Origin of the sequence: Hymenobacter rubidus (assembly GCF_016734815.1) — a bacterium.
In the GTDB taxonomy this organism is placed as follows: Bacteria; Bacteroidota; Bacteroidia; order Cytophagales; family Hymenobacteraceae; genus Hymenobacter; species Hymenobacter rubidus.
The window spans coordinates 1-12,754 of the sequence record NZ_JAERQF010000053.1 but is presented as its reverse complement, the minus strand read 5'-3'; the positions used below and the strand labels follow the sequence as shown (position 1 = coordinate 12,754).

At 56.6% G+C, this 12,754-nt stretch carries 16 protein-coding genes; 10 read left to right on the top strand and 6 right to left on the bottom strand.

The genetic code is table 11. The features are described from left to right. Window positions 1-22 precede the first annotated feature (22 nt). The 10 genes from JKL48_RS21925 (at window position 23) to JKL48_RS21880 (ending at window position 9,146) form a co-directional block, all read left to right on the top strand. Complete coding sequence (locus JKL48_RS21925) at window positions 23-853, top strand: outer membrane protein assembly factor BamD (RefSeq protein ID WP_201987381.1); 831 nt, start codon at window positions 23-25, stop codon at window positions 851-853. 101 nt (window positions 854-954) lie between these two features. Continuing rightward, window positions 955-1,302 carry a DNA-directed RNA polymerase subunit omega gene (locus tag JKL48_RS21920; protein ID WP_201987379.1) on the top strand — a complete coding sequence of 116 codons (348 nt, stop codon included), beginning with the start codon at window positions 955-957 and terminating at the stop codon, window positions 1,300-1,302. Window positions 1,303-1,457: 155 nt separating this feature from the next. Beyond that, window positions 1,458-2,042, top strand: coding sequence for a flavoprotein (locus tag JKL48_RS23460; protein WP_201987377.1), 585 nt, complete (start codon window positions 1,458-1,460; stop codon window positions 2,040-2,042). A 141-nt stretch (window positions 2,043-2,183) separates the two neighbouring features. Continuing rightward, window positions 2,184-2,834 (top strand): phosphopantothenoylcysteine decarboxylase domain-containing protein, encoded by a 651-nt coding sequence (locus JKL48_RS23455; RefSeq protein ID WP_201987375.1) that lies wholly within the window; start codon window positions 2,184-2,186, stop codon window positions 2,832-2,834. Window positions 2,835-2,863: 29 nt separating this feature from the next. Further along, on the top strand, window positions 2,864-3,760 hold the full coding sequence (porD, locus tag JKL48_RS21905; protein WP_201987373.1) for a type IX secretion system protein PorD: 897 nt from the start codon (window positions 2,864-2,866) through the stop codon (window positions 3,758-3,760). Between the two features lie 87 nt (window positions 3,761-3,847). Continuing rightward, entirely contained in the window at window positions 3,848-5,518 is a 1,671-nt protein-coding gene (recN, locus tag JKL48_RS21900; protein WP_201987371.1) for a DNA repair protein RecN, read from the top strand. A gap of 86 nt (window positions 5,519-5,604) precedes the next feature. After that, a complete protein-coding gene (locus JKL48_RS21895) occupies window positions 5,605-6,435 on the top strand; it encodes an enoyl-ACP reductase FabI (RefSeq protein WP_201987369.1) in 831 nt (276 codons plus the stop codon). Window positions 6,436-6,645: 210 nt separating this feature from the next. Then, window positions 6,646-7,164, top strand: coding sequence for a hypothetical protein (locus JKL48_RS21890; RefSeq protein WP_201987366.1), 519 nt, complete (start codon window positions 6,646-6,648; stop codon window positions 7,162-7,164). A gap of 16 nt (window positions 7,165-7,180) precedes the next feature. Next, window positions 7,181-8,131 carry a pectinesterase family protein gene (locus JKL48_RS21885; protein ID WP_201987364.1) on the top strand — a complete coding sequence of 317 codons (951 nt, stop codon included), beginning with the start codon at window positions 7,181-7,183 and terminating at the stop codon, window positions 8,129-8,131. 67 nt (window positions 8,132-8,198) lie between these two features. Continuing rightward, window positions 8,199-9,146 carry a pectinesterase family protein gene (locus JKL48_RS21880; protein WP_201987362.1) on the top strand — a complete coding sequence of 316 codons (948 nt, stop codon included), beginning with the start codon at window positions 8,199-8,201 and terminating at the stop codon, window positions 9,144-9,146. Window positions 9,147-9,263: 117 nt separating this feature from the next. Here JKL48_RS21880 and JKL48_RS21875 read toward each other — a convergent pair whose 3' ends face one another. The 6 genes from JKL48_RS21875 to JKL48_RS21850 all read right to left on the bottom strand — a co-directional run bounded on the left by JKL48_RS21875 (window position 9,264) and on the right by JKL48_RS21850 (window position 12,650). Next, a complete protein-coding gene (locus tag JKL48_RS21875; RefSeq protein WP_201987360.1) occupies window positions 9,264-10,202 on the bottom strand; it encodes a D-2-hydroxyacid dehydrogenase in 939 nt (312 codons plus the stop codon). A gap of 345 nt (window positions 10,203-10,547) precedes the next feature. Beyond that, window positions 10,548-11,354, bottom strand: a complete 807-nt coding sequence (locus JKL48_RS21870) for an SDR family NAD(P)-dependent oxidoreductase (protein WP_201987358.1) — start codon at window positions 11,352-11,354, stop codon at window positions 10,548-10,550. A gap of 84 nt (window positions 11,355-11,438) precedes the next feature. Then, complete coding sequence (locus JKL48_RS21865) at window positions 11,439-11,789, bottom strand: MmcQ/YjbR family DNA-binding protein (protein ID WP_201987356.1); 351 nt, start codon at window positions 11,787-11,789, stop codon at window positions 11,439-11,441. A 71-nt stretch (window positions 11,790-11,860) separates the two neighbouring features. After that, a complete protein-coding gene (locus JKL48_RS21860; protein WP_201987354.1) occupies window positions 11,861-12,277 on the bottom strand; it encodes a putative toxin-antitoxin system toxin component, PIN family in 417 nt (138 codons plus the stop codon). Between the two features lie 4 nt (window positions 12,278-12,281). Next, entirely contained in the window at window positions 12,282-12,491 is a 210-nt protein-coding gene (locus JKL48_RS21855; RefSeq protein WP_201987352.1) for a hypothetical protein, read from the bottom strand. 63 nt (window positions 12,492-12,554) lie between these two features. Next, entirely contained in the window at window positions 12,555-12,650 is a 96-nt protein-coding gene (locus JKL48_RS21850; RefSeq protein WP_201987350.1) for a barstar family protein, read from the bottom strand. Window positions 12,651-12,754 lie beyond the last annotated feature (104 nt).

The window sequence follows — 12,754 nt, the reverse complement described above, 5'->3', positions numbered from 1 at the left end:
AATCGTTACCTTTGCACCCCTTATGCTGATTTCCCGCCTCACGGTTCTGTTTCTGCTCGTTAGTACGCTCATTCTGGGCTCCTGCGCCAGTGGCTACCAACGCCTGCTGAAAAGCACCGATGTCAATAAAAAGTACGAAGCTGCCGTAAAGTATTACGACAAAGGCGACTTCTTCCGGGCCGGAACCCTGCTCGAAGACCTGATTCCGCTCCTCAAGGGCCGGCCCGAGGCCGAAAAAGCCCAGTTCTACTTCGCCAATACGAACTACAAGCAGCGCAACTATGTGCTGAGCGCGTTCTATTTCAAGTCGTTCACCGATACCTATCCGAACTCTGATTACGCGGAAGAAGCCTCGTACCTGCACGCCAAGTCGCTGTTTCTGGACTCGCCCGGCTACGAACTGGACCAGACCAACACCATTTCGGCCCTCGAATCCATCCAGGATTTCCTGAACCGCTACCCCGAAAGCAAGTTCAGGACGGAAACCGACAACATGGCGCAAGAGCTTCAGAAGAAGCTGGAAAACAAGGCTTTCGAAAGTGCCAAGCTTTACTACCAGCTCCGCTACAACCAGGCAGCGGTGGTGGCCCTCACCAATTTCCAGCTGCAATACCCCGCCTCGGCCTACGCCGAGCAGGCTGCTTTCCTGCGTCTGACTGCCCAATACGCCTGGGCGCAGGAAAGTATCGAATCGAAGCAGAAGGAGCGGTTTCAGGACGCGGTTGCGTTTTACCAGCAGTTCATCGACGCCTATCCTAAGAGCAAGAACCTGAAGGCTGCCCAGGACATGTACGACGTCAGCCTGGCCCAGATTGCCAAGCTGAAAGCCCTGCCCACGGCGGCCACCAATTAATCCTTCGTTGTTAGTTGCTTGTTGTCAGTTGTCAGAGCTAGTTCTGCATCTGCACAAAGCCTAACAACCGACAACCAGCAACTAACAACTAATTTGTGCCCATGAAACCTAATCCCAACACCCCGTCGAGCTCCATCATCACGCGCAACGTGGCCGACATCACCGGCGACAACGGCAACGTGTACGAGGCCATCGCCGTGATTTCGAAGCGCGCCAACCAACTGTCGGTGAAGCTAAAAGAAGAGCTGAACGACCGGTTGGCCGAGTTTGCATCGACCGTTGACAACCTGGAAGAAGTGTTCGAAAACCGCGAGCAAATCGAGGTTTCCAAGCAGTACGAGCGTATGCCCAAGCCCACCAGCCTGGCCATTGAAGAGTTTTTGCAGGGCAAAATCTACTACAGCACGCCCGAGCCGGAGGAAATTCCGGTGCCCCGCGAGCTGTTCTAGGTCGCGGCTTTCCCGTAAGCTCGTTTCTCAAAAGAACGTCATGCTGAGCGAAGCCGAAGCAACTTTACTGCGTAACTAATTAGATTTAGCAAGGCGGTAGAGAGGCTTCGGCTTCGCTCAGCATGACGTTCTTTTGTGCTTCAACCCCAGTAGTAATGCCCGAACCCAGCAACGAAAAACCCGCAACCACTGCCCTCGCTGGCCGGCGCATTCTGCTGGGCGTGAGCGGCAGCATTGCGGCCTACAAAGCAGCTCCGCTCACTCGCCTGCTCGTAAAAGCTAGTGCCGAAGTGCAGGTCATCCTCACCGAAGCCGCCACTGCGTTTGTAACGCCGCTCACGCTGGGGACGCTCTCCAAAAAGCCCGTCCTGACTGGTTTTTTGCGTGATGCCGCTGCTGGCGAATGGCACAACCATGTGGAGCTAGGCCTTTGGGCCGATGCGCTGCTCATTGCCCCAGCCAGCGCCAACACCATTGGGCAGCTGGCAAATGGTTTGTGCCCCAACCTGCTCTGCGCTGTGTACTTATCAGCCCGTTGTCCGGTATTTCTGGCGCCTGCTATGGACCTGGACATGTTCGCCCACCCGGCCGTGACCCAGAATCTGGCGCGGCTGCGCTCCTTCGGTAACCACATTTTTGATTCGCCCAGCGGCGAGCTGGCCAGCGGCCTCATCGGCCACGGCCGCATGCTGGAGCCCGAGGATATTGTGGACGAGCTGGTGCATTTTTTTGAAAAATGAACGTCATGCTGAGCGCAGTCGAAGCATCTCGCGTGCTATCACTAATCTCAATCGTTCAACGAGAATGGTTACTGCTGCGGTAGAGATGCTTCGGCTGCGCTCAGCATGACGTTCTTTGTGGTGTTCATCACAGCTATGGAAATGCACGTTCTCCTAACTGCCGGTCCTACTTACGAGCCGCTCGACCCTGTCCGTTTTCTCGGCAACCGCTCGACGGGCAAGATGGGCTACGCGCTGGCCGAGGCATTTGCCGCGCAGGGCGCTGAGGTGACACTAGTGAGCGGGCCCAGCCAGCTGCCGGACCCGGCCAGCCCGGCAATTCGCACGGTGCGGGTGGAGACGGCGGCCGAGATGTTTGCGGCGGCGGCGGCCGTGGCCGATACAGCCGATGTGTGGGTGTTTGCGGCGGCCGTGGCCGATTACCGGCCGGCACAGGTAGCGACGGAAAAAATAAAAAAATCGGGCGAAACGCTGACGCTGGAACTGGTGAAAAACGTGGACATTGCCGCCTCGCTGGGCCAGCGCAAGCGGGCTGAACAATTTGCGGTCGGTTTTGCGTTGGAGACTACGAACGAGCTGGCCCACGCCCAGGACAAGCTGCGGCGCAAGAATTTTGACCTCGTGGTGCTGAATTCGTTGCGCGACGCGGGCGCGGGCTTCGGCCACGACACCAACAAGGTGACGGTGCTGGATGCCGCGGGCCAAATCGTTAATTTTGAGTTGCAGTCCAAGGCCGACGTGGCCCGCGGACTGGTTAGCCTGATTTTGGCCCGCCGGGCCCCCACTGCCTGATGCCCATGTTGCGAAAATTCCTCGCGGTTTTGCCCATCCTCGTTTTTCTGCTGGCTGGCTCCGCAGCTCAGGCGCAGGAGCTGCTGGCCGAAGTGCGCGTGTCGACCGAAAACGTCACGATATCGGACCCGACCATCGTCACGCAGATGCAGAACGACATCCGCACCTTCCTCAACAGCCGGGCCTGGACAACCCAGACCTATCGGCCGGAAGAACGGATTAAGCTGAAAATTTTCATCGGCATTACGGCCATTCCGCAGAACGGAACATACAGTTCCACCATGCGCCTGATTTCGACGCGGCCGGTGTACGGCACCGGCTACGAAACCAACGTGGTGAGTGTGGTCGACCGCAGCTTCAATTTCAACTACTCGCCGCAGAACCCGCTGGATTTTTCGCCCAACAGCTTCGTTTCCAACTTGTCGTCGCTGCTCGGTTTCTATGCCTACATGGTGATTGGGCTCGACCGCGACACTTTTGGCCGCCTGGGTGGCACGCCGTATTACGAGCAGGCCCGCAACGTGGTGAACTACTCGGCCAATCAAACCCAGACCAGCGAGGCCGACGAAGGCTGGCGCGGTACCGGCTCGCGTGAGCGGCATTTCCTGCTCGACAACATCACCGACCCGCAGCTCGAAGCCTTCCGCACCGGCCTCTACAACTACTACCGGCTGGGCATGGACGTATTTATCGAGAAGCCGGAGGAAGCCCGGACCTCGGTGATGACAGCGCTGACGGGCATCCAGAAAGCCGCCGTGACGCGTCCCGGTACCTTATTTGCCCGCGCTTTCTTCGATGCAAAATCCGAGGAAATTGCCAATATTTTCCGCACCAGCCAGGACCAGCAGCAGAAGCAGCAGCTCGTGACCATGCTCACGGAAGTGGACCCCACCAATTCGGCCAAATATCAAACCGTATTAAAATAAATGAGGAATGAAGAATGAGGAATGAAGAATTGCCTGAATGGTTCCTTCTAACTCCTCATTCTTCATTCCTCATTCCTCATTATAAAAATGTTAGTCGATTTACGCATAAATAACTACGCGCTGATTGAACAGTTGGAACTGCGTCCATCGCCGCTGCTCAATATTATTACGGGCGAAACCGGGGCCGGCAAATCCATTATGCTCGGGGCCATTGGCCTGTTGCTGGGCAACCGGGCCGACTCGCGCATGCTGTTCGATACCGAGCGCAAATGCGTGATTGAAGGCCAGTTTGATATTGCCAACTACCAGCTGCAGGATATTTTCGAAGCCGAGGATTTGGACTATGATACGCATTGCATTTTGCGACGTGAAATAAGCCCGAATGGCAAGTCGCGCGCCTTTGTGAACGACACGCCCGTGACGCTGGAAGCCCTGCGAAAAATTGGCGCCAACCTGATGGACATTCACTCGCAGCACGACACTCTGCTGCTGGGCGATGGCGTTTTCCAACTCAACCTGCTCGACTTGTACGCTGGGCTGGTGCCGCAGCGCACCCAGTACAGCCACGCATTCCGCCAGTACCGCAAGCTGGAAGCCGACCTGAACGCGCTGGAAAGCCAAGCGGCCCAGGCCAGCAAAGAGCTGGACTACAACAGCTTTCTGCTAAATGAACTGGAAGAGGCCCAGCTTGATACCGAAGACCAGGAAGCGCTGGAGCAGGAAGTGAAGCAGCTGGAGCACGCCGAGGAAATCAAGTACAAGCTAAGCCAAGCCTTGCACGGCCTGCGCGACAGCGAAACCTGCGCCACCGGCACCATGAAGGAAGCGTCGGTGCTGCTGGGCCAAGTGGCCAGCTACGCCGATAATTTCAAGGAGCTGCGCGAACGTCTCGAAAGCTGCCTGATTGAACTGCACGACATTGCCGACGAAGTGGAAACTGCTGAGCGTCGTACTGAGGGCGACCCGGCCCGCGCCGAGGAACTGCAGGACCGCCTCAACGTGCTTTACACCTTGCAGCGCAAGCACCAGGCCCGCGACCTGCCCGGCCTGATTGGGGTGCGCGACACGCTGCGCCAGAAAGTGAGTTCAGTGCTGAACTTGGATAAGGAAATTGGCCGCTTGCGCAAAGACTCCGATGCGGCCCTGGCCGCCGTAACCAAGCAGGCGGCCAAGCTGTCGGAAAGCCGGCGCAAGTCGTTTCCAACCTTCGAAAAGCAGCTGGGCCTGCTGCTGGCCGACCTGGGCATGCCCAACGCCCGCATTGTAATCCAGCACAGCACGGGCGCCCCCGCCACCAGTGGCACCGACGTGGTGAGCATCCTCTTCACCGCCAACAAAGGTGCGCAGCCCCAGACGCTGAGCAAGGCGGCTTCGGGTGGTGAGTTCTCGCGGCTGATGCTGTGCATCAAGTACATGCTGGCCGACAAAACGGCGCTGCCCACGATAGTATTCGACGAAATTGACACTGGTATTTCGGGCGAAATTGCCGTGAAGGTGGGTCGCATGATGCAGCAGATGGCGCAGAAGCACCAACTCGTGGCCATTTCGCACCTGCCGCAAATGGCCGCAGCCGGCGACGTACACTACTTCGTGTACAAGGAAGACCGCGCCGACCGTACCGTGAGCCGCATCCGCGAGCTGAGCCAGGAGGACCGGATTAAAGAAATTGCGCACATGATTGCGGGCGCCAAGCCCAGCGAAAATGCCTTTCAGAGTGCCCGTGAGTTGCTGGCGCTGCGCGGAGAGGTGGCGGCGTAGTGCAGTAAGCTTTAGCTTGCCGCCGAATTCCTACTTTTGTCCAGCCGTTATCATTGCACGGCAAGCCAAAGCTTACCTCACGACCCATGTCCAACAACCTCCTCGCCGGCAAAGTCGGCATCATTTCCGGCGCCCTCAACGAGAAATCCATTGCCTGGAAAGTCGCCCAGCGCGCCCACGCCGAAGGTGCCCGTTTCGTGCTCACCAACGCGCCGCTGGCCATGCGCATGGGCGAAATCAACAAGCTGAGCGAGGAGTGCAACGCCCCGATTATTCCCGCTGATGCCACCTCAACTGAGGAATTGGAAAAGCTGTTCAGCGGTGCGCAGGAGCAGTTGGGCGGCAAGCTCGATTTCGTGTTGCACTCCATTGGCATGAGCCCGAACATTCGTAAGGGCAAGCACTATGGCGAGCTGAACTACCAGTGGTTCCAGCAAACAATTGACATTTCGGCCCTGAGCCTGCACAAGATGCTAGCCGTGGCCGAGAAGCAGGACGCCTTCAATGAATGGGGCTCGGTGGTGGCCCTGAGCTACATCGCCGCCCAGCGCGCCTTCCTCGACTACACCGACATGACCCAGGCCAAGGCCATGCTCGAAAGCATTGCCCGCAGCTACGGCCAGCGCCTCGGCAAGCTGAAAAAAGTGCGCGTAAACACCATCTCGCAGTCGCCGACGAAGACCACAGCCGGCACCGGCATCAGCGGTTTCGACGCATTCTATGAGTTCGCCGACAAGATGTCGCCTCTGGGCAACGCCCCGGCCGAAGCCTGCGCCGACTACTGCATCTCGCTGTTCTCGGACCTGACCCGCTACGTGACCATGCAAAACCTGATGCACGACGGCGGCTTCAGTACCACCGGCATCTCGGCCGAAATCGTGGAGCTGGTGAGCGCGGCAGCTGGCGCGCAGGAGTAGTTTTTGCTTGTACTGATGAAAAAGCCCGGCCGGTTGGTCGGGCTTTTTTCGTGCCCTCAGAACGGTAACGGTTCCGGCATCGATTGCGCAGAAAAATTACGGATTGGACCCGGATAACTGCTAGGTTTACGGAAGTATCAACCGTTGGAGTTTGGAGTATTAAACATTAAACAATATTATTATTGAACGATACAACAAACGAGAGCCCATATGAAAAGCTTTTTAGTATTTACAGTTTTGCTTTTCCTCTTGAGCAACTGTGAACAGGATACTGTTAAACATGACGCTATTAAACCTGGTAATGTTGTGTTAAGCGAATACATTGAAATTAGGCATACCGGCATGGAAGACAAGCCTGTTAAGCCAATAATTATTAGCACCAGAAAAATCTATCTCGAAGTCAATAAAAGCGATATAGTATTCCTTGGCTCCAAGAAACCTCTTACGCCGGAGTTAAAAGAAGCCTACCTGAATTTACATTATGATTTTGTGATAACCGATAAGCTGACATACCAGGCAATAATTGATTTTGTCGATACACATCAAGAATTTTTTACTAACGACGTGCTTAGAAATCATGGTGACTATGGAGATTATGCTATTATTATAAATGGCAGGACATATAATATATTTTACAAATTCAGACAATGGTTTTTCTTAAATCTAACAGGGCGCTTGCAAATAAAAAAGGGTGATGAGGCCTTGATAAGGAAGCTTGGAGATTACTAAACAGTTGCATCATTATATGAAACATTTTGTGCTGATGTTGGCCTTAAGTTGTCTGCCCTTGGTCCAGGCCTTTGGCTACGATTTTGTGGTGGCGCAGGACGGTAGCGGCAAGTTTCGCACCGTACAGGAGGCCTTCAATGCCGTGCCCGATTTCCGGAAAAAAGTCACGACTATCTTCATCAAAAAAGGCACTTATAAAGAGAAGCTGGTGCTGGCTGGCTCGAAGCAGCTGGTGAAGCTGATTGGCGAGGACCGGGACCAGACTATCCTGACCTACGACGACTACAACCAGAAGAAGAACATTTTTGGGGAGGACAAAGGCACGTCGGGTTCGGCGAGCTGCTACGTCTACGGCTCGGATTTTTCGGCCGAGAACCTGACGTTTCAGAATTCGTCGGGGCCGGTGGGGCAGGCAGTGGCCGTGTGGGTTGATGGCGACAAAGCCGCGTTTGTGAACTGCCGGTTTCTGGGGTTTCAGGACACACTGTACACGTATGGGCGCGGCAGCCGACAGTTTTACAAGAACTGTTACATCGAAGGCACAGTGGATTTTATCTTCGGCTCCAGCACGGCGTGGTTCGAGGATTGCGACATTTTCTGTAAGAAAAGCGGCTACGTCACGGCTGGCTCTACGCCCGACACAGCGCGGTTTGGCTACGTATTCAGCCACTGCCGCATTGGGGGCGACGCGCCGGCGGGTAGCTTCGGACTGGGCCGGCCCTGGCGGCCCTACGCCAAAACCGTGTACCTCAACTGCGACATGAGCGCCGTGATTCGGCCAGAAGGCTGGGACCCGTGGGGGCAGGAGTCGAACAAGAAAACGGCCTACTACGCAGAGTATAAATCGACCGGCCCCGGTGCCGCACCCACTAAGCGGGTGCCGTGGTCGCACCAACTCACCGAGACCGAAGCCCGGCTTTACACCCGCGAAAACGTGCTGCACGGCTGGCAGCCGGAAGCCCGCTAGCCTTCTGCATCTCCTGCGTAAATCTTCCGCGTCTTCTGCGCGAACCGTCGTCTGTAACTACAAACTCATGAAGCTTTTGCTCCTCCCGCTGCTGTTTTTCGTGCTAGGCACGCAGGCCCAAACCGGCCCCATTACCGTAGCCCAGGACGGCTCCGGTACCTACAAAACCGTGCAGGAAGCCGTGGATGCGGTGCCCAATCAGTCGCAAAAGCCGGTGACTATTTTCATCAAAAAAGGCATTTACAAAGAGAAGTTGGTGGTGCCTACGCTCAAAACCCACATCAAGATGGTGGGCGAAGACAAGGACAACACCGTCCTCACGTTCAACGACCATACCGGCGACGCCGGCGGCCACAACACCTACACGTCACACTCGGTGCTGGTGCAAGCCAACGACTTTTCGGCCGAAAACCTCACCTTCGAGAACAACGCGGGCTACACGGCCGGGCAAGCCGTGGCCCTGCACGTGGAGGGCGACCGTTGCACGTTCCGTAACTGCCGCGTGCTGGGCAACCAGGATATTCTGTTTCTGGCGGCCGACCACACTAGGCAGTATTTCCGGGACTGCTACCTAGAAGGCACGACGGATTTTATTTTTGGCGCCAGCACCGCCGTGTTCGAGCATTGCACGATTAAGAGCAAGAAAAGCTCCTTCATCACGGCGGCTTCGACGCCGGCGCAGCAACCCTTTGGCTTCGTGTTTCTGGACTGTAAGCTGACGGCTGACACTACCTTGGCCAAGAAAGTGTACCTCGGCCGCCCCTGGCGCCCCAATGCCAAAGTGGTGTACCTCAACACCGAAATGGGCAGCCACATCACGCCCGCCGGCTGGGAAAACTGGAAGAACCCGGAAAACGAAAAGACGGCCTATTTCGCCGAGTATAAATCCACTGGCCCCGGCGCCAAACCAGCCGGCCGGGTAGCCTGGTCGCATCAGCTCACGGCGAAAGAAGCCAAGCAGTACACGCTAAAGGCCATTTTCGCGGCCAGCGAGCCTTGGCTGCCGGGCAAGTAGCAACGGAAGAAAAAAGGTCCTGCTGAGCATGTCGAAGCATCTCTACCGCGAAGAGTAAATAATTACTTCCTCGGTAGAGATGCTTCGACATGCTCAGCAGGACCGTTCTCGTTTGGACTAGTACCCCCGGCTTAGTTCCACCAGATTCTCAAGGGGCTGGCCGGTGTGGAGTTGCTCCAGGTTGTGCAGCAGCACGTCGACTTTGCTTTCGTCTTCCAGGGCCTGGCCGCCGCCGGTGTGCTGGGTGAGCAGCACGTTGGGCAGGCTCCAGAGCGGATTATCGGCGGGTAGGGGCTCGATGGCGGTAACGTCGAGCACGGCCCCGCCGAGGTAGCCAGCTTGCAGCAGCTTCAGCAGAGCGGGCTCGTCGGTGGTGTTGCCGCGGCCCACGCTGGCGTAGATGCTGCCGGGACGCATGGCCTGTACCAAATCGGCCGAGAAAAAGCCTTCGGCGCTGCCGGGCAGGGTGTTTATTACGATATCCGTTTCGGGGAGGGCGGCCTTTAGTTCTTCTTTAGTATGCAACTGGGCTTGTGCATCGGTGCGGGCCAGCAGTTGCACTTGGCACTCGAAGCCGCTGAGCTGCTGCCGCACGGCCTGCCCAATGGCGCCGGACCCCAGCACCACCACGCGCTTGCCGCGCAGCAGGCCCGCCCGGTTGCGCACGAAGGCCCCGCCCACCCATTTCTTCTGTGATTGGAGCACGGCCAGTTCGGGTAGGTGGCGGTAGAGGGCCAGCAGGCCGCCCACCATGGTTTCGGCGCAGGGCCAGGCAAAGAAGTCGCCCATGTTGGCCACCGGAATATTGAGTTCCAAGTGGCGGTAGCGCTCGAAGCCCGCCGAATCGATTTGCCAGAAGTGGAGCAGGGGCGGAGGGCCGGCCGCAAACCAGGCCGGGGGCGGGTTGCCCATCAGCACTTCCGCTTCCTGAAAAGCCGAGAATTGGTGGTCAACTGCTAAATCGTTGGCAAAAGTGACGCTGGTACCGGCGGGCAGCTGCTTTTGCAAATGCTTGCGCGCCGAAACGCTCAGAGGAGAATAAACAAAAAGATGCATGAAAATGCAGCTGAAGGAGCTGCGCAGGGTAAGTGAAAGCTAGCGTTGGGCTTGTACGAAATTCAGCAAAGGTGTTGCACCAAAAACATATTTTTCATGAAGAATACGGTGGCCGGCTAAGAGGGAATGTCCTGCTGAGCGGTGTAGAGACGCATCTTTGCGTCTCGTCGTTGGCCGATTTTATTCAACGACGAGACGCAAGGATGCGTCTCTACATTGTTCGGGCGACTAAAAAATAACTCAAACAGCTTTTTGGACATCCCAACATCGCCGGGCACGAAAAAGCCGGTCGGGATGCACAGGTTCATTCCGACCGGCTTTGGAAAACTACACCGCAAGCGCGGCTTACCGGGCGCTTTCGTCGCCGTCAACGGGGGCGCTTTGCTTGTGTACCTGCGCGGCCACCAGCGGGTCGGGCGTCACCTTGCTCATGCCCACCTGCACGTTGTTCATGAAGCCGGAAATGATGCGGCTTTCGCCATTCATGAGGGCTTTGTAGCCGTCTTTGGCTACGTCGGCGGGCTCCATGCCGCTGCCGTCGGCCACGTTTTTGGCCTGCGTCATGTGCGCTTTGTTGAAGAAATCGGTTTTGGTGACGCCCGGCAGCAAGTTGGTGATGGTGATGTTGCTGTCCTTGTTTTCTTCCTGAATGGATTCGGCGAAGGAGTTCACGAAAGCTTTGGTGCCGTGATACACGGCTTGCAGCGGGCCGGGCAGCTCGCCCGCAATGCTGCCCACCAGCAAAATCTTGCCCTCGCCGCGCGCCTTAAACTCCTGCAGATACAGCTTTGTGAACACCACGTAGGCGCCGATGTTGAGCTGAATAATGTCCAGCTCGCGGTTGATGTCGGTGGTGTCGAAGGTGCCGTATTGGCCCTGGCCGGCGTCGTTCACCAGCACGTCAATCTTCAGCCCTTTTAATTTGATTTCGTTGTACACCTCAAACGGGGCGTCACGCTGGAACAGGTCTTTGGCGATGGTTGTGACTTCGATGCCGAACTGCTGCTTGAGCTCTGAGGCGGTCTGGCTCAGCTCGCCCTGGTTGCGGGCCACGATGACGAGGTTGTACTTGTCCTGCGCGAAGCAGTTGGCCAGCTCGCGGCCAATGCCGCTGGTGGCGCCCGTGATGAGGGCGGTTGGTTGGGTTGCCATTTTGTGTGGAAAGGTTAGAAAGTGGAGGGTTTCCTAACGCTTCCGGATTGACCGGGGTTATGGTCGAGCTTCGTTCTAATGGCTTCAAACCGCGCCCAGCTGCTTGCGCACTTTCAGGGGCAGCTTGGCCACTACCAACTGGTACGACTGCCGAATATAGTGCTCCCACTGCGCGTGAGTGAGCAGGGTGATGTCGTCCATGTTTATCCAGCCGTAGCGCCCCAGCTGCTTGTTGTGGCTGAAGCCCGGACTGTTTTCCAGCAGCTCTACTTCCTCCACCGGCACCACGAACGTGGCAGTGGGCGGAAAGTCGTCGGGCGTGGTCAGCAGGTAGATTTTGCGGTGCACGCTGAAGCACAAATGCACGTCCCATTTGAGGTCTTCAGTGGTGCCCGGCAGCTGCAGGCAAATAGTTTGGAGGTCTTCGATGCTCATGGCGGGGGGAAGTACTTGCGTTGGCGCACGTCCGAGCTGTGCGCTGGTCGAAACAATGGGGTGCGATGAAGCTACTTTCCTGCTTGTAGCAACCGCAGAAAATCCTCGGCTCGAATGATATTCACGACAGGAAAGGGGATGCTGCGCAGTCTGTCGAAATGCCGGTCATTCGTCACCAGGTAATCGGCTCCGCAGGCAATGGCGCAGTCCACGAATTTGTCATCGTCGGCATCTATATCCGCCAGCAAATGCCATTGATAATAAACGGTTAGCTCCTGCACGGAAGGCAGATTCAGCAATTCGCGCAACTGTACATCGGTGCGGGCCACGCCCAGGCGGCTGCTTATTTGCTCCTCGTATTCGGCCAGCGTTTCGGTGGTTACAAAGAGCGTCAGCCGCTCATCTACCACGGCCTGATATAGCGCATGAAACGGCGAATGGCTGGGCAAGGCGACCAGCAGCACGTTGGTATCGAAAACAACGCGCATGGGGCTACTGGGTGGGTTCGTTCAGCCAGTCGTGCATGGTTTGCTCGGTCCAGCCTTGCTGCTCCCAGGCGTGGTCGGCGAGCTTGGTGAGGCGCTGGGCGAAGTACTGGCCAATCAGGGCGCGGATATTAAGCAGGTCGGTTTCGCTGACTTGCTGCGCGTATAGCTTCAGGATTTCCTGTTGCAGGTTGGTCAGCTGATTGGTTGAATTCATGAGTAGCGAATTTATGAACCTAAAAGGATTTGTTTTCCCGATGATGGCAGCTCAGAAAGCGCCCTAGTTCACGCCGTACCACTCGGGAAAGCCTAGCTCGCGTTTCATCAGCATGTGAAAAGCGGCTTTGGTGTCGATGCCGGTGAGGTCGATAGTCATGGGGTGAGTAGAGGTTTTTGGAAGATAATGTACGCTTCCCCGTCAGGTAGGCCAGCGAAAAGTAGAGGTTAGGCGGCTTGACGGAACTCGGTTGGGGTCATGAA